The following is a 17,409-nucleotide window of genomic DNA, read 5'->3' on the forward strand; positions in this document are numbered from 1 at the left end:
AGTTTTTAGAAACAACAGACAACTACTGACCGGGTTGGGGTTTGGGGGGATCTACCGCTCGCAGACAAAGCACGGTCACTAGGCGATCGCTGAATAAATTCTAATTGCGCCACCGTGCCCGGTAGTTACGGCTGTCAATGTGACACAAGTTGGGAAATTTAATATAACGACCTAAACCACCGGGCCACCAGGGGTCAAGAGACCAGTAAAGTTGGTTGCCCGTTAGACCTTCGACAATAAAATCAATGGCATCGCCAACGATGTGACGGCTATTTATGGCTCCACCGACGGAACGGTTAATGGCGGGTGGGCGATACCAACTGGTAACGATAAACGGACGACCAATGCGATCGCGCGCCTGTTGTGCCATTGTGGCAATCCGAATCATCGCATCTACCGTGGCTTGACTTCGGGGCATCCGGGTGCCACCATAGGTCGCTTCTGCCCAGGTAAAGCTACCATTAGGGATGATGGAGAGCGAAAGCTGAATGTTGTTGGGTGTCCAACGAGCTGGACGTTTGGGAATGACAATCGGCTCTGGTCTTGGGGCAACATCAATCGTATTACGTCCGGATTGATCGAGGCGTTTGCGGTCTTCTATTAACGTTTGAATTGCCTGGTTTCTCGTCGGTAAGTTGCGCCAAATTTGAACGAGACGGATCAAGGCTTCCCGTTGCAGATCGGTTTCTTGATAGGCTCCTGGGAGACGCCGAACGAAAGAGAGTAATTCTCGATCGAGCTGGGCGGCAAGATTTGCCAGGGTTGTGGGATTAGTGGTACTACTTGTCAGAAGTTCAGGATTAATACCCAGGGTAGAGAGGGCAGTGGCGCGAGAGTCTAGCTGCCGCCAGAGTCGAAATCCTTCAGTTAGGGCATTGCGTTGGTTGCCTTCTCCTTTGTAATACTCAGGAATACGTTGGATAAAGGCAATGAGAGCCGGGTCAATGATTGAGAGGTTTTCAGCCGGAGAGGTATTCGTTTCCAGGCTGGCGATCGCCTCTTCTCGTGTCTCTAGTTGACGCCACAACTGCGCCAGGCGCAGCAGTCCCTCCCGCTGATAAGGAGAGCCTGAATAGTTAATTGAAACTCTCTGGACAAACTGCTTTAAGGGGATATCCAACTGAGACTCATCGGTGAGGGTGGTAGGCAAATTGGCGGTGGGGATCAATGAGCCGATCGCCGATGAGCGGGTATCAAGCTGACGCCAAATCCGCACCGCTTCAAGTACCGCATCCCGTTGATGTGCTAGCCCCGTATAGTAAGTAGGGATGCGCTCCGCCAAAGTCAGTAGCGCTCGGTCTAAATAACCCAGATTTTGCGGTAAGGCTGACGCGGCAAAATCAGTTTCCAGGTCTACTAAATAAGCTTGCCTCAGCGTATCAAAGTTTGTTGGCTCTAAACGGGCGGTCATGGGTTCGCTGGCTGGAGGATTATATCCCTCCGCAATGCGTTGAAGAAACTTGTCCGCGTAGCGACCCTGCTGAGCATTCCACAAATCCTCAGATGTCCATCCCTGAGCGATGAGATTGTCCGCTAAACTGCGAATGGCATTGGCTGCATACTGAACTTGCTCAGGAAAAGTATCCAGCTGCTCTCTCATAACTCGATTGGCAGGCACAACTCCTAAACCCGTTTCCCCATCCTTGAGAGGGGGGGAAGAGTGGGCTTGGTAAAGGGCTGCCAGAACTGGCTTATGAAGACCAGTCCGTTCGGCTTCCAAAAGGTAGTAGTAGTTCCGCTGATCTGGTGCCATAGAAGACATATGCTGCGTTTTGATAACCCAATAAACACCAATTTATGGCTTTCTTACCTCTTCATCAGGCGATCGCTGACAAGAGATTTAAAAATATTCGTTTAATTGCTACTGATATGGATGGTACCCTGACCACCCAGGGAAAGTTTACAGCAACTTTACTCCAATCCCTAGAAGCGTTGCAAAGGGTACTGCCTGTGCTAATTGTTACAGGTCGTTCGGCAGGTTGGGTGAGTGGACTGGTGAGTTATTTACCCGTTGCTGGGGCGATCGCTGAAAACGGCGGTCTTTTCTATCCTATTAATTGTGAGGAACCCATCCTCTTAAGCGCTGTTCCCGACTTCCTTAAACATCGGCAAGCCCTCGCCGCCGCCTTTGGGCATCTCCAGTCAGAATTTCCTCATATTCAAGAGTCGGCAGATAACCGCTTTCGCCTTACAGATTGGACGTTTGATAATCGCTATCTCACTCTTGCCCAACTGCAACATTTAGACAAATTGTGTCAGCAGTTAGGTTGGGGATTTACCTACAGTTCTGTCCAGTGCCACATCAAACCCGCCCTTCAGGATAAAGCCTCAGGACTACTACAAGTCCTGCACGATTACTTTCCGCAATACGCGCCAGCGCAAGTCCTCACTGTTGGCGACAGTCCCAACGATGCTAGTCTCTTCAACCCGCAACTGTTTCCCAATTCTGTCGGTGTTGCCAATGTCTTAGAATATGCCGAGGAACTGAGGTATCAGCCTGCCTATCTCACCACAGCAGCGGCAGGGGAAGGGTTTTGTGAGTTAGCCCAAGGCTTACAGGTTTAAGTTGAATGGCACTGACTTAAGCGGCAAATAGTTGTTCTTGAGAAAAACCCAGCTTGGGGGGGCTTCCCCCTAATCCCCCCACGATTGGGATGAGTGCCTCCCCCAGACCCCCTGCACAAGGTTTGATCGCTTGTGATGAATTTTCTTAAATCAGTGCCATGGGGCTTAAGTTCAAGTGATACAAACCTAGTTTAAAAAGGGAGCGATCTGCTGGATAAGTCGGCTTGGCGATCGCACGACTCTTTCAGAAAATTAGGTTACAAAAATTGTTACCAGCGATCGCTTCGAGGCTCAAGTCTCTTTAAATAGGAATAGAGTTAAAACTCCTCACACTACACCGATGCCGTGGGACACTGTTGTCTCACGGTTTCTTCTTATTACTATCGTTTGATTTAATACTTCAGAACCTGATCTATTTCTATTTATAGTGCTGAATGTCAACAATCTCCTGTAGTTTTCGGGCAACATCACCAGCCGTTAACAGCGCTTCCGCTTTGGCTAAACCGGTGGGAAAATCTGGACAAACCCCACACCGCCAGAGGTAAAACCCCCCATTCCAGATGGCACTGCTCATCAACTCTGAGGGTTTGCCTTGCAATACCTCCTGCATCCCGGCAATGAGTTCGTTAGCCGACTCAAATGGTACATCCTTGCCATCAAAACCATAATCGCGGGGATGCAATAGCAGGCGTTCAAAACCTGCATTCGTCTCAAATTGGCTCACGGTAATAATTGCTGTTCGTTCTCGTGGCAAGTCGCAACTCCCCTCTAACCCCTTCACCAAAGTAAAATTACTCGCCCCGCGCAACTCCAAAGTTTCTCTAAACCGGGTTTCTGTGGGCGGATGGACGTAGCCCGCGACTAGATGAACATTTCCTGCACAAGGCGACCAGACTAACTCCAAGGTGGCGGTAGGAGGGCGTTTGCCAATTTGGTCGCGGTAAGGAACTAAATCGTTAGCTAACGGAAAGTGTTGGGGAATATAGACAAAACCTACGCCAGTTTTCTCAAACAATTGCTGGGTTTGGGCAAGGGAAAGAGCAGAAAAGTCAACGCCCAATCCCTGCCAAATCTCAATCAGGGGGATGCCGTACTTGGTAGGCATACGATCGCCACCGTGCATCACGACGAGGACGCCAACCGTTGCCAAGATCAACGCCGTAATAGGGATGATCGGAGCTGTTCGCGATCGCCCATCATAGGGTATCCCAAAAACTGTTACAGGCAGGCTATTTTCATCCTTCACTGGCAATTTTGGCCCCAACTGATCGTAAGCATCCAACATTCCCGCTAACTCTTCAGGTGTCGGACGCTTAATGCGATGGGCAATCATAAAAGCACCAATTTGCGCCGGAGTGGCTTCTTGTCGCAACATCATCCGAGTTGCGGCGGCTGCTTCTTCACGAGTCAAATTTTTGCCCGTGTGGACACCACTACCCACTTTTTTTAGTAATTCCCTGAAGGCAACGCTCATAGTTAAGGATGAAGTGTGAAGGATGAAGGATGAAATTAAATTAACAGGAACTGGTGATTGGTGCTATTAACCATTAGCGATGTTAAGGATGAAGTGTGAAGGATGAAGGATGAAATTAAGTTAACAGGAACTGGTGATTGGTGCTATTAACAAGGAACCCTGATCAACGAATGACTGCTCCTGCAAAGAGCTAGCCGTGGGGATTTTAAGCGCCTTGACTAATTGACAAAAATGCCGAATCGGAGGAATTTGCAGGCGGTCTTGGGTAGTGACGAGGACAACCTGGCGCGTTAGGTCGAAATCAGTATCTGGGGTGGAGGCGATCGCTCTTATGGCTAGAGTCGAGTCACTTAGCGCCTCAATTAAAGCCGATTGAGGTAAGAGGGCAACTAATTCCCCTTGGCGCACAACCCCCCGGAAGGCATCAAGGGTGTTCAATTCCATCGCAATTTTTAAGGCGGCTCCCTGACGGGCGAAGTGCTCTTGTACCAGACGTTGCATCCCGTAGCCATCTTTAAACACAACTTGCGGATATTTCACCAGTTCTGACCACGGCACCTGTTTGTACTGAGCCAGGGGATGGTTTGCCGCCATTAATACTTCAACCGGTTCGTCGTAGAGGACATCCACTACCATTTCTGAGCTAATGGTGAGCAGGCGATTATTCATCACAATCGCTACATCGACTAAACCGTCTTTCAACACCTTCAAAGCGCGATCGCTACCCAATGCCGTCACCCGTAACTGCAAATCGGGGTGCTGGCGGCAAAACTCCTGTAACATCGGGGGTAAATAGTAAGCGCAGACGGAGTGAATCGCCGCCACACACAGTTCTGGTTGCTTACCTGCGAGTAAATCTGCTAACTCTTGGGTAGCATTTGTCCACTCCTGGCAAATCTTCAGGGCATGAGGTAACAAGCGTTCTCCCCCCAACGTCAGCTTGGCAACCCCAGCACGGTGCAGCAGAGACACACCCAAATCCGCTTCTAAAGACTGAATTTGACGGCTAATCGTGGACTGAGTTACCTGACATTTTTGCGCCGCCTGTCCAAAGCTACCCGTTTGGGCGATCGCCAGAAATGCTTGCAACTGCTCAATCCGCATGGTTATGTAAATTACATTACATTTTCATCTAATGCCTTTGACCATAACGGATCTGCGTTGAAAATTTGGTAGAACTTGATACAGCATTTCTCTATCGCTCCTGAGTGCTGAGTAGAGAGACTTAGGCGAATCAGCGATTTCATCCTGGATCAAAGTGAGATACCGTTTTAAGAATGCTTGATAAGAAAGGAAAACAGACAATGTCTCAATACCGTCTCTCGACGGGGATCAAAGGGTTAGACGAAATTCTTCATGGGGGTCTTGTCCCACAAAGAACTTATTTAGTGCGAGGTCAGCCTGGTACGGGTAAAACAACCCTGGGACTACATTTTCTCGACGCTGGTGCAAAAATAGGCGAAAAGTTGCTCTACATTACCCTAGGAGAACCCGCCGAACAAATTAGCACCAATGCCGAAGCCCTTGGTCTTGATGGCAACAGTATTACCTTTCTTGATTTGAGTCCCACCTCCGTGTTTTTTACGGAAGTCCAGACCTATGATATTTTTTCTCCGGCAGAAGTAGAACGAGAGCCGACAACACAGCAAATTATTCAGCAGGTAGAAGCCCTCAAACCCCAACGAGTCTTCCTCGATGCCATGACGCAGTTTCGCTACCTCTCTAGCGACTCCTTCCAGTTTCGCAAGCAAGTACTGTCGTTTTTGCGCTTTCTTTTAGAATCGGGGGCAACTGTTCTGTTTACCTCCGAATGTAGCGAAACCTCTCCTGATGACGATTTGCAGTTTATGAGCGATGGCGTAATTACTTTAGAATACGCCCCTATAGGGAGATCGATTAGCGTTTCTAAGTTTCGGGGTTCAGATTTTCGGAAGGGATGCCACTCAATGCGCCTGACGGATAAGGGGATGAAGATATTTCCCCGTCTGCAACCGGAAGTCCACAAGCAGCAGTTCACCGTTAAGTCCCTCTCCTCCGGTGTTCCTGAATTGGATGAACTGCTTCATGGTGGGTTAGAGCGAGGAACCGTTACGATTCTCACCGGCCCAACTGGGGTGGGTAAGACAACCTTAGGTACCCAGTTCATGAAAGAAGCGGCGGGTAGAGGCGAACGCTCTGTTATTTATGCCTTTGAAGAGTCAGAAGATACGCTTTTGCACCGCAGTGAATCAGTTAATATCCCCGTCTCGGTAATGATTGAGCGTGGCACTTTGGCAGTTATACCAGTCGAGCCTTTGCACTTCACCCCCGATGAGTTTGCCAGCCTAGTCCGTCAAGAGGTAGAGGAAAACGCGGCAAAGATCGTGATGATTGACAGCATTTCTGGTTACCAACTCTCACTGCGGGGCGAAGATGTTGTTACTCACTTACACGCCCTCTGCAAGTACCTGCAAAATATGGGAGTTACAGTTATTTTGGTCAACGAGATGGGACACATCACGGGAGATTTCCAAGCGACCGAAATTGGCATTAGCTACATGGCAGACAATATCATTTTCCTCCGCTACTTAGAAATCAAAGGAGAGCTGCGAAAGGCGATTGGAGTCCTAAAAAAGCGTCTGTCTAGCTTTGAAAAGACTCTGCGAGAAATGGATATTACCCGCTATGGAGTGAAAGTAGGTCAGCCACTGACAAGGTTGCGAGGTATTCTCAAGGGTACTCCAGAGTGGATAGATACCTCTCGGAAAGACGATGAGCAAGGATGAAACGCATCTTAATTTTGCTATCTCACAGAGAGAACTGCCGTTTGCTGTCGGAATGGTTGTCCATTCACTATGAGGTATTTTTCCCGCAGTCTGGCACGGCTGTAGAGCCAGTGGAGAAAATCTTTACCGGAAAAATTCAGCAACAATTTGACAAAGGTTTTGATTTGTGCATTTTGGATGGCCCTACCCTTGACCGACTGTGGCAGTGGGTGCAAAGTAGAAAGCAGGCGGAACAACCCGTGCTGCTGCCGTTTCTGCTGGTGACTTCTAGCCAGGAGGTGGGGATGGTATCTCGGCACTTGTGGCAAAGCATTGATGAGTTGATTACCACTCCGATTGAGAAAGTGGAGTTGCAGGCGCGGGTGGAAATTTTGTTGCGATCGCGTCAGTTATCTCTCCAACTCCAAGCCACCAATGGACAACTACAAAGCGAAATTGCTGAACGCCAGCGAACTGAATCAGCACTGACTAAAAGCGAAGCTCGATTAACTTCGCTAATCCAAAACTCTTCTGACATCATTGCACTCTTAGAAAAAGATGGAAAGATTCGCTACACCAGCCCCTCAGTTCAACAAATTTTAGGCTTTAATCCTGAAGACATAAAAGGAAAAAATCACTTTGATTTTGTACATCCGAGCGACCTAGAAGCTGCTTTGAATGCGTTTCAAATAGGCTTTACTGAACCCGGAAATACGCAAATTTCAGAGTATCGGTTTCGTCACAAAGATGGAAATTGGCTTTACCTAGAGTCCAAGAGTAACTTTGTCGATCACGGATTTAGCGAAGTTGTTGTTAACTTACGAGATATCAACAAGCGCAAACAAGCTGAAGTAGAAGTTATCACTAATCTCAAAAAAGAAAGAGAACTGATTGAACTCAAATCTCGTTTTGTTTCCATGGTTTCCCATGAGATTAGGACGCCGTTGAATGTGATTTTAGCATCCACGCAAATCCTTGAGCGTTACAGTGATCAATGGTCAAATCAGAAAAGAGCTGAATTTTACTCTCGCATCAAAGAAGCGGTGAGAAAAATGACAGAGTTATTAAATGATGTGCTGCTCATTGGTAAGGCAGAGTTTGGCAAAGTTGGTCTTAATCCTGTCCCTATTGATATTGCTAGCTTTTGTAAAGAATTAGTAGCAGAAATACAACTGAGTATGGGAGAAAAGCACAAGTTTACCTTTGTCAATCACTGTGAATATATGATTCCCGGTGAGCCAGATAAACTGCCTCAATTAGATAAAAAGATACTGCGGCACATTATCACCAATCTATTATCCAATGCGGTCAAATATTCTCCGCAATCTAGTACCATTGATTTTGAAGTGAGCTATCAGGATGCCAATGCTGTCTTTCAAATTCGCGATCGCGGTATAGGTATCCCCCTAGAAGCTCAAGCATCACTGTTTGAAGCCTTCTATCGCGCTAGCAATGCCAAGAATATCCAGGGAACAGGATTAGGGTTAGCGGTTGTTAAACAGTCAGTAGAACTCCACGGTGGCAATATTACTGTAGAAAGCGAGCTAGGAGTCGGTACAACATTTACGGTAACGCTACCGTTGCAATCTCTAAATGATCAGCTTTTAAATAAATAATCTTACAGATTTATACTTAGCTTTGGGGTTAGCTGAATACTCATTTGACTGACCATTCAGCCAGGGCGATCGCTACACCTTGTTTGAGTTCCGGTGCTAGGTTGTTGTCGGAGGCAAGTTGCTGGAGTTTTGGATAGGCGTCTAACTTTTTCAAGGCAGCGATCGCGTGCAGTCTTACACTAGTGGTTGGTTCTGCCAACTGTGTAATCAAGGCATTAGTCGCCTCTAATTCTCCCAGTTCTCCCCACGCCAGCGCCAAGGCTTGTTTAACCGCTGTGAGTTTGGCAATAGGGTGTTGGGAGTTAAAAAAGTCGATGAGAATTTGAGCTGCTTTGGGCTTGAGGGTAGGTGAGTCTAGGCGTCCCAAAACCCCAATAATTTCTAAAGCAGGTTCTTCCAATGACCAGGAGAGGACTTGTTGCAGATACTCTAATGTTTGGGCAGTTTCTACCCAGGCTAAGGCGCGAATAAAGGCGATCTGTAAGGGCATCGGTGTGGCGGGGGACTTCAGCACGGCAAACAGCGCCGCTGTCGCTTCTGATGTGCCTAGACGTCCCAAGGCGATCGCAGCGGCGGCACAAACTTCAGCATTGAAGTCGTACAGCAGTGGTTTGATGCCGTTGAGCAAGTCTAGTTCCTCTTGCAAATCGGCGCGTAATCCCAACCCTGTTACAGCTTCCTTTCGCACGGCGGCGGAGGAGTCTTTGAGAGCCTTGAGAAGTAAGGGGGGAATCCGGGAGTCATGGAAGCTGCTCAAGGATTCAATCGCCGTTAGCCGCACGGTAATATCTGGATCATCCACGACACCCAGTAAGGGGGGGATGGTTTGGGAGTGGCGAATTTGAGAAAGCGATCGCACCGCTAACACTCTGGATTCTGGTTTTTCCAAAAGCGGCGTTAATCCCTCAATCGCACGGGTGCCAAAGTTAGCTAGGGCTGTAGCTGCCATAGCGGTTAATTCGCTATCTGTTGAGGTATGCAGTACATTCACCAACCGCGTCACAACGCTAGCATCGTCAAAATTGCCTAAGATACGACCCGCAAACCAGCGAGCTTCCAACTCTGCCTCTTCATCTTCCAACAATTCGATCAAGGGAGCGATCGCTACCTTTCCCAGCTTGGGAAACACCTTCGCCACATCCCAACGCTCCTGAAAATCCCCAGCATCCAGCACGCTCAACGCCAAATTTAGCGCCTGCTCTAGATCGCTGTCCGTTAGAGGTGAGACCGCCGCATTCCCTAAAGGTAATTGTTGCAGGCACTGATTGAGCAATGACCAATTTCCTTGTCGTGCCGCAACAGTAGCTTGTTCTAAAACTTTCAATATCTTGCCTCGCTTATGATTAACTGCTGCACAACTGTTTTGAAAGTCTACTAGTACTGAGTTGGTGAGTCCTGTTAGCTATGCTTACTTTTAGTTTCACCTAATTAGCTTTTTTGAGGTAGACCAATCCAGCCTCAAAACGAATCATGCACTACTCTCCTCCCCAATTCTTAAGAGTATAGGTAAGCACTCACCGACGCCTGAACTGCAATTTGCTCCTAAATATATAAATAGCTATAAAACATAGCTATAAAACATTGACCCTGCCCTCAGCTCAGCCCATGCTAGAGCGATAATGATTAAAGTTACGTAGACAAATGCCTTGAAAATCCCACCCTTGCCGCCTAATGAGGCAGACAGGCTGAAAGCCCTAGAACAGTACCAAATCCTCGATACTGAGGCTGAAAAAGCCTTCGACGACTTAACCGCCCTGGCAGCGCACATCTGTGGCACTCCTATTGCTTTAATCAGCCTGGTGGATGATCATCGCCAGTGGTTTAAGTCAAAAATTGGCTTAGATGCTTCAGAAACTCCCAGAGATTTAGCGTTTTGCGCCCATGCAATTTTGCAACCCGATACACCTCTAGTTGTCCCCAATACTCTAGAAGACGAGCGCTTTGCCAAAAATCCCTTAGTAACGGCTAACCCCAGCATCCGCTTTTATGCTGGTGCGCCCCTGGTAACGCCGGATGGTCTAGCGCTGGGAACTCTCTGCACGATTGACCATATTCCTCGCCAACTTAGACCCGACCAGATCAAAGCCCTAGAGGCTCTCAGCCGCCAGGTGGTCAGCCAGCTAGAACTCCGCCTATATGTGGCAAAGTTACAAAGCACTGCTAACGTACGTCGGAAGATCCAACAGACACTACACCAGAAAAATGAGCAGCTTCGCCAGACTCTAAAGGAGTTGCAGCAAACTCAAGCCCAACTCGTCCAAACTGAAAAAATGTCTGGTTTAGGGCAACTAGTCGCAGGAGTTGCCCATGAAATCAACAACCCTGTCAACTTTATCCACGGCAACCTTCCCTACATCAGCCGCTATGTTGAAGAATTACTCAGCGTCCTCTCTTTATATCAACAACATTACTCCCCACCTGCTATTCCCATCCAACGGCAAGCCGAAGCTATCGAACTAGATTTCCTCATTAAAGACTTGCCCAAAATCCTTAATTCCATGAAAGTGGGAACTGACCGCATCCATCAAATTGTCCTCTCACTGCGGAACTTTTCCCGATTAGATGAAGCGGAAAAGAAACCTGTCGATATCCACAAAGGCATCGATAGCACCATCCTCATTTTGCAGCATCGGCTTAAGGCAACCAACGAGCGCCCAGTAGAGATAGAGCTGATCAAAGACTATGGCGATATCCCTACTGTCGAATGCTTCCCTGGACAACTTAATCAAGTTTTTATGAATATTTTGAGCAACGGCATTGATGCGTTAGAAGATTTAGCCGTTGCTGGAAAAACGACAGATAAAAAATTGATGATTCGGATTCAAACGGATGTTGTTCAAACAGACACCCCTGATTCCCCTCATGTCTGTATAAAAATTGTCGATAACGGGGATGGTATTCCAGAGGCTATCTATAATCAGGTATTTGACCCATTCTTTACAACCAAGTCCATTGGTAAAGGAACAGGTTTGGGACTCTCTATCAGCCACCAAATTGTAGTAGAAAAGCACGGCGGAATTCTCCGCTGTCTGTCAGAACCCGGAAAAGGAACAGAGTTTCACATTGAAATTCCAATTGCTATTGATAGTTCCCCTGACTAAATTCTAGATTTTCTGTTTGGCTTCAGCATAGGCCGCATAAACGCCTTGGACGTTGTACCAGTTGAGGAAGATGCGGGCAATTTCTAACGCTAGCTGAGGCTTACCTTGATTAATCAGCCACTGTAAGAGGGGAGCCATAGTGCGCTCGTTGAGGCGTCCGCCACCGGACAGGATACCCCAGAGGAGGCGGTGCAGTAAGGTCATCTGAATCATCATCCGCACGTCGAAGGTGGGATGTTTTTGATAGAACAAGACGCCCATACGTCCCCGTTGAATTTCTTGATCAATGAGCTTGGGGATCTGCTCTAAGGTAAAGGGTGGATGCCAATGGTAGCCGACAGCATCCGGGCATTTTATCAAGGTTAAGCCTAGTTGTTTGAGGCGGACGCCAAGTTCTAAGTCTTCCCAGCCGTAGAGTTGAAAGCGGGTGTCGAAGAGTCCGGCTTTTAGGAGCCATTTTCGCGCGATCGCTACATTCCCGGTCGCAAAGTAGGCAGCGGAAAAGTCTGTTACTTTGTAGGGTTCAGTGGTTGGGTGATCGAAGTTGCAGGTATTGATGACGCGCCCATAGGTAAAGAGGCGATCGCAAGAGAGTTCCTTTTCTCCCTTCACCAACACATCCCCATGGGACTGGAGAAACTGCTCGGTGACAATCAGATCGCTATCGATAAAAATAATTGTGTCGCCCTGTGCCCGTTCAACACCAAGATTCCGGGCAGCGGCTGGCCCTTTGTGGTCTTGAGAATGCGATCGCACATGGGGAAACTCGCTTTTGTGGGACTCTAGCCATTCCAAAGTGCCATCGGTAGAGCCATCATCCACTAAGACAACTTCGTAGCCACTCACTTTGTCATCAGTGAGGTGCTGGCGTTCTAAGGCTCTTAGACACTTTTGCAGAATCGGCAGGCGATTGTAAGTCGGAATGACAACGCTGAAAAACACGCTTCTTACTTAACCAAATAATCTTGTTGATGTTTTCAGCGTATCAGTTGGGATTGGGGATTAGTGAAGGTGGGGGCAGGGGAGCCGGATTCAATTGAGGAAGGTATAGCAAAGTGCTGAGTCGGTGAGTTGAAGATTCAGCACTCACTTACCTTTGGGCAATCAGGAGTGTCATAACTTGTATGGCGACTGCTATACATCTATTTAGGGGAAAACAGCGGTTCGCCTCTCCAGAGGTTTATTACTTCGAGCTTTGAACTCTCTTCCCGCTTCCCAAGATAGTGATTCGTTATAGCTAGGGAATAGGAACCAGGAACCACAGACAAAAGGTTAGGATTTTTAAGGCTAAAGACCAATGTACAAAGCATAATTCGGACTCGTTACCCTCATGGAAGTTGAATGGCAAACTGCCAAGACCTACGAAGACATCCTGTATCACAAAAACGACGGCATCGCGAAGATTGCTATCAACCGCCCCCATAAGCGCAATGCCTTCCGCCCTAAAACGGTTTTTGAACTCTACGATGCCTTCTGCGATGCTCGCGAAGACCAAAGCATCGGCGTCATCCTATTTACAGGGGTTGGCCCTCATACAGATGGGAAATACGCATTTTGTTCAGGTGGCGACCAAAGTGTGCGCGGTAAGGCAGGATACGTCGGAGATGATGGCGTTCCTCGATTGAATGTCTTGGACTTACAGCGCCTGATTCGCTCAATGCCAAAGGTGGTGATTGCCCTCGTTGCTGGATACGCGATTGGTGGAGGACATGTTCTGCACCTGCTGTGTGACCTAACGATCGCGGCTGACAATGCTATCTTCGGTCAGACGGGGCCGAAAGTGGGCAGCTTCGATGGTGGTTTTGGTGCTAGCTACTTGGCGCGGGTTGTCGGTCAAAAAAAGGCGCGGGAAATCTGGTTCCTCTGCCGCCAATACACGGCAGCGCAAGCAGAGGCGATGGGGCTAGTGAACTGTGTTGTCCCTGTCGAACAGCTAGAAGCCGAGGGCGTTCAATGGGCAAGGGAAATCCTGGAAAAAAGCCCGATCGCCATTCGTTGCTTAAAAGCTGCCTTTAATGCTGATTGTGACGGACAAGCGGGTTTGCAGGAACTAGCTGGAAATGCCACGTTGCTTTACTACATGACGGAGGAAGGCGCGGAAGGGAAGCAGGCGTTTTTAGAAAAGCGATCGCCTGATTTTCGTCAGTACCCCTGGCTCCCTTAACGCTATGCCTCCTAAATAGTCCCCATTTAAAAATCGCATCTTCCTAAGAAAGATGCGATTGGCAATTATATTAGGTCATTAATCCAACAGTCTGGGGAATCGTTCTTTTCTTAAAGCTCAGACCTTACTGAATAAAAACCAAAGTGCTATAGACACTAATTTCTCTTGCTGGCGATCGCCAAACTTGACTGGAAGCGGAGATCTATTCACTCACGGGATGACTTCATACATTTAGTCAGGTAGACCAGGATGAAACCTGAAAGTCCAACGAGCCAGTCATTAGCTAGAAATTTACACCAATATTGCATCAGCCGACTGATTTTCAGTGGTCAAAGAATTCTTTCTAACTACACGCTCTACATGGGATCTATCTAAATCGGTTGTCGTAAATGTTTTGCTTAACTTCAACTTTTCATTTTGCCAAACCAAAACTTCTTCAATTGTTTCCCAAGACGGTGCAAAGGCTGGGAGCGCCAACTTACAAGCATTCCAACTGCCCCGAACTGGCGCACCAAGTTGTTGGCACATACCTCCACGTCGTCCCTCTGGCTTGTAATAACGGCACAAGCGGCAGGCAGAGGTGAGAAAATTTGATGTTTTCATCGGAGTTTTATTCAGGAACAATTTGTTTTTTAATCTTCCTTCTAATTCTCCTCCCTACCATTTCTGGCCCTTAAAGCTAGCAATCAAATAGCCTGTATAGGTTATAGCGATCCCCGGCACAAAGCATTCTTTAGATTGTCTTTATTTTTGCGTTATGCACAGATACATTTTGTGTAAAGAAAAAATACATAACATCTGCCCTTCTCAGGAAATAAGCGGCTTTTTGGTCAAACTGAACGGGGATCAAGAGAAACGCTAAGCCAACTTGTAGCGCTAGATACAAAATTTTGTCTACTTAATGGAGATGAAAGTGCTAACTCTCGCTTTAGTTAAAAAAAATCAAGTTAGTTGAAAAAATCATTTTTAGTTTTTCCAGCGTTTAGTTGCACAGAGGGCGCACACATCCCAGCGAGCTAGTTCTCCTGAAGGAGTTGGGCATTGACACTGCGGACAAAGGGGTAAGGAATGCGATCGCTTCTGGAGTTCTTCCGCCCAATGCCGAAAAGCCGCTCCTGGATCTTTTAGCTTTGATATGGGTGGGGTTGAAGCCCCAGAAGATGGCGTTACCACATAGCTGGGATGATCTTGCCCCACCCCTGCAAGCGGCGACATAAAAGCAGCCGTTTTGCCAGTGTCCTTATGCCACTGAGCCGTAGAAAAGCGAACATCAGTCAGCGGAGTAGTTAATCGGGCATTCAACTTCTTCAAAATCAAATGACGTTGTAACGTCAGATTGCTAACCCAGACTGAGCTTGAAGTCGCCACCCATAACACGCCGCGCGACATTGATTGCACGCGAGTATGTTGTGCCACGGGTAGTCCAACTACATCAGCCCAACATTGTTGTAGATGTCGAAACTGTCGAGTTTGCTCCCACCCAGCCTGATTTTCAATCGCACCTAAAACATGATTGAGAGAATTAAAAGACATACAACAACCAACATCTATCCCTATCCATACTGCTAAACTCTCTGTAAAACAGCTAGTTAAATTTCTCCTATAGCATTAGAATCGAAAAACTCACATATTGAGTCCAGTCATGACTAAAAGTGCCTCTGGTGAGTCTTTAACTCGCTCCTTGGAAACTCCATCAATTCACCCCACCTTACAGGCTGCTCTCAGCAGTCTAGATGTGAACTTGGAAGACGAGCTAGTGCGATACCGACGGCAACGAGCCGGACGCCCAACCATGGCTAATCGCGACTTCGGGCGTCAGCCAGCTCGTCACTCAATTGAACTGATGGCGCTAAATCAGGGAGAAAAGGCAGCTCCCCCACCAATACCTTTGGGGAGAGCAGAGGCTGAGGAGTTACTGGCTTCAGCGCAAGCAAGGGTGAATCAAACACCAGAGACAGAAACTTCTCCCAGGACTATAGAACCAAGCCTTCCCTCTAATCAGGCTCACTCTCACTCATCCTTAAATCTGCCTGAACTGGACAACACCGTCGTCAAGACCGAAAGCACAGAACCACTCACATCACCTCCAGAGCAAGAAAACCTGGGTGGCGAGTTAGTTTATCCTAGTGCTACCCCGGAGCAGCCAGAGGACTACCTGGAGTCATCAGAAGAACTCCTACGCAGTCTGGCAGAAGAAGAAGCGGCTTCCCGCCCCCAAAGTAGCTTTATTGACAATCTGCTGACTCCTTTGGGGGTTGGCTCAATGCTGCTATTGCTCTTATCTAGTGCTACCCTCGGCTACATCTTGCTCGATCCGTCCAATCTCAGTTACTTGGGTTTCAATCGAGGCTCTAACTCAGAAACCGCCAGTGAAGCTACGGGGAGTAGTGTCCCCATAGAAGGGCCAAATTTGGCGTCTGAGGAATTTGTAGATTTGAATTTGAATAACCTCAGCAGTCTGGAAGCTAGCCCTAGTACACCACCATTACAGAACAATTCCACGCTTACCAGCCCTCCCGCCACCTCCCTTGCTCCTTCTCAAGCTCCTGGAGCGGCGACTACCGGGCCCTTGGATAGCCTAACTTCAGCACTGTTACCACCGTCCCTACAGCCACAACTTGCTCCGCCAGTTGCTGTACCCAGCGTTATCCCAGTCCCAAACCCTGGTGCCGCTCCACCACGTCAAGCTATAAATCCCTCTCCTGTACAGCCACAACAAACTGCTCCAGCTCCCCCTCCTGAATCGTCAATTGTGCCAGAAAGCCCTCCAGAGCCAGGAGACAAACTCTATTACGTGCTAGTCAACTATAGCGGTGTTCCTTCGTTGCAGCAGGCAAGGACAGTTGTTCCTGATGCCTACGTGCGGAACTTCTCCGGAGGAACCAAAATTCAGATGGGTGCGTTCCTCAGGGAGTCGGAAGCTCAAACATTAGTGAACCAACTGAAACAACAAGGTGTTTCTGCCACTATTCGGCGTCCTTGATCGGGTGTTAGGAACAGGGGAGTAGGAGAGATGAGGAGGACTCGCTATTTCTCTCATCCCCTTTGTTAATTTCACCCTTCACCCTGGGCTTCGCTCCGCTGCACTAATAAACTTTGTTTAACCTTGTGCTTGATCCCATAGAGGCAGTCCGCCTCGCTCGTAGTGATAGCGATAGAGGAGTTCTAACTGACCGCCATACCTTTGAATGAGTGCCAGTTGATGCCGATATAGTCCCCGAAAGGTGTTGGCAAAGAGCAGGGTGGCGATCGCAACGCATAAGCCTGCGGCAGTGGAGATTAAGGCTTCACTAATGCCGCCCGTGACACCTACGGTGTTGGTACCGCCGATATCTCCCAGTCTCAGGGCAGCAAAGGTGTTAATTAATCCCAAAATTGTTCCTAAAAGTCCTAATAGGGGGGAAGTGCTGATGATAGTTTCAAATATTGTGTTGAAGCGCCGCAAAAAAGGTAGCTCGGATTGAGCGGCACTTTCTAAGGCAAGACGAAAATCCTCTGGTGTTGCCTTCGGCTGCTCTAGGGCGGCAAGAAAAATCCGTGCCATTGGTAAGTCAGCGTTCTGCTCAAGTTTCACAAAGGCAGCATTGGGGTCGTGGCGATAGAGGGCGAGGGTTTCTCGCACCATAGGGTCTTGGCGGCGGATGAGTTGCAGCCAAAAGAAGCTGCGCTCTAAAATTAGGGCGATCGCGATTAGTGAAAACCCGAACAGTGGCCACATGACCACTCCACCCAAAGACAGGAATTC

The 17,409-nt window shown here is 48.1% G+C and carries 14 protein-coding genes; 6 read left to right on the plus strand and 8 right to left on the minus strand.

From position 1 onward, the window contains the following. Nucleotides 1-100 precede the first annotated feature (100 nt). Nucleotides 101-1,762 (minus strand): D-Ala-D-Ala carboxypeptidase family metallohydrolase, encoded by a 1,662-nt coding sequence (locus tag AC5JR3_RS06440; RefSeq protein ID WP_495844160.1) that lies wholly within the window; start codon nucleotides 1,760-1,762, stop codon nucleotides 101-103. 35 nt (nucleotides 1,763-1,797) lie between these two features. Between AC5JR3_RS06440 and AC5JR3_RS06445 the strand changes: the two genes are divergently transcribed. Then, the gene (locus AC5JR3_RS06445) at nucleotides 1,798-2,565 is read left to right on the plus strand and encodes an HAD family hydrolase (protein ID WP_495844162.1); all 768 of its coding nucleotides are present in this window, start codon (nucleotides 1,798-1,800) and stop codon (nucleotides 2,563-2,565) included. A 418-nt stretch (nucleotides 2,566-2,983) separates the two neighbouring features. Here AC5JR3_RS06445 and AC5JR3_RS06450 read toward each other — a convergent pair whose 3' ends face one another. Both AC5JR3_RS06450 and AC5JR3_RS06455 read right to left on the minus strand, forming a co-directional pair. After that, the gene (locus AC5JR3_RS06450) at nucleotides 2,984-4,039 is read right to left on the minus strand and encodes an anthranilate phosphoribosyltransferase family protein (protein ID WP_495844164.1); all 1,056 of its coding nucleotides are present in this window, start codon (nucleotides 4,037-4,039) and stop codon (nucleotides 2,984-2,986) included. Between the two features lie 120 nt (nucleotides 4,040-4,159). Next, on the minus strand, nucleotides 4,160-5,143 hold the full coding sequence (locus AC5JR3_RS06455) for a LysR family transcriptional regulator (protein ID WP_495844166.1): 984 nt from the start codon (nucleotides 5,141-5,143) through the stop codon (nucleotides 4,160-4,162). Nucleotides 5,144-5,343: 200 nt separating this feature from the next. Here AC5JR3_RS06455 and AC5JR3_RS06460 point away from each other — a divergent pair, with 200 nt between their 5' ends. Beyond that, on the plus strand, nucleotides 5,344-6,804 hold the full coding sequence (locus AC5JR3_RS06460) for an ATPase domain-containing protein (protein WP_495844168.1): 1,461 nt from the start codon (nucleotides 5,344-5,346) through the stop codon (nucleotides 6,802-6,804). Next, a complete protein-coding gene (locus tag AC5JR3_RS06465; RefSeq protein ID WP_495844170.1) occupies nucleotides 6,801-8,399 on the plus strand; it encodes an ATP-binding protein in 1,599 nt (532 codons plus the stop codon). The genes AC5JR3_RS06460 and AC5JR3_RS06465 overlap by 4 nt, the downstream gene beginning before the upstream one ends. Before the next feature lie 40 nt (nucleotides 8,400-8,439). Here the strand turns inward: AC5JR3_RS06465 and AC5JR3_RS06470 are convergent, their stop codons facing one another. Beyond that, the gene (locus tag AC5JR3_RS06470) at nucleotides 8,440-9,723 is read right to left on the minus strand and encodes a HEAT repeat domain-containing protein (protein WP_495844172.1); all 1,284 of its coding nucleotides are present in this window, start codon (nucleotides 9,721-9,723) and stop codon (nucleotides 8,440-8,442) included. A 322-nt stretch (nucleotides 9,724-10,045) separates the two neighbouring features. On the opposite strand from AC5JR3_RS06470, the gene AC5JR3_RS06475 reads away from it, so the two are divergent. Then, nucleotides 10,046-11,500 carry an ATP-binding protein gene (locus AC5JR3_RS06475; RefSeq protein ID WP_495844174.1) on the plus strand — a complete coding sequence of 485 codons (1,455 nt, stop codon included), beginning with the start codon at nucleotides 10,046-10,048 and terminating at the stop codon, nucleotides 11,498-11,500. A 3-nt stretch (nucleotides 11,501-11,503) separates the two neighbouring features. Here AC5JR3_RS06475 and AC5JR3_RS06480 read toward each other — a convergent pair whose 3' ends face one another. Further along, entirely contained in the window at nucleotides 11,504-12,442 is a 939-nt protein-coding gene (locus AC5JR3_RS06480) for a glycosyltransferase family 2 protein (protein WP_495844176.1), read from the minus strand. Between the two features lie 388 nt (nucleotides 12,443-12,830). Between AC5JR3_RS06480 and menB the strand changes: the two genes are divergently transcribed. Beyond that, nucleotides 12,831-13,664, plus strand: a complete 834-nt coding sequence (gene menB / locus AC5JR3_RS06485) for a 1,4-dihydroxy-2-naphthoyl-CoA synthase (protein ID WP_495844178.1) — start codon at nucleotides 12,831-12,833, stop codon at nucleotides 13,662-13,664. Nucleotides 13,665-13,955: 291 nt separating this feature from the next. Here the strand turns inward: menB and AC5JR3_RS06490 are convergent, their stop codons facing one another. Both AC5JR3_RS06490 and AC5JR3_RS06495 read right to left on the minus strand, forming a co-directional pair. Next, on the minus strand, nucleotides 13,956-14,267 hold the full coding sequence (locus AC5JR3_RS06490) for a hypothetical protein (protein WP_495844180.1): 312 nt from the start codon (nucleotides 14,265-14,267) through the stop codon (nucleotides 13,956-13,958). A gap of 363 nt (nucleotides 14,268-14,630) precedes the next feature. Further along, nucleotides 14,631-15,197: a DciA family protein gene (locus AC5JR3_RS06495; RefSeq protein ID WP_495844182.1), complete on the minus strand. Its 567-nt coding sequence runs from the start codon at nucleotides 15,195-15,197 to the stop codon at nucleotides 14,631-14,633. 109 nt (nucleotides 15,198-15,306) lie between these two features. Between AC5JR3_RS06495 and AC5JR3_RS06500 the strand changes: the two genes are divergently transcribed. Next, nucleotides 15,307-16,647: a hypothetical protein gene (locus AC5JR3_RS06500; protein WP_495844184.1), complete on the plus strand. Its 1,341-nt coding sequence runs from the start codon at nucleotides 15,307-15,309 to the stop codon at nucleotides 16,645-16,647. A gap of 117 nt (nucleotides 16,648-16,764) precedes the next feature. Here the strand turns inward: AC5JR3_RS06500 and AC5JR3_RS06505 are convergent, their stop codons facing one another. Continuing rightward, nucleotides 16,765-17,382, minus strand: coding sequence for a MotA/TolQ/ExbB proton channel family protein (locus AC5JR3_RS06505; RefSeq protein WP_495844186.1), 618 nt, complete (start codon nucleotides 17,380-17,382; stop codon nucleotides 16,765-16,767). Nucleotides 17,383-17,409: the final 27 nt, after the last annotated feature.

Source organism: Kastovskya adunca (assembly GCF_059505785.1).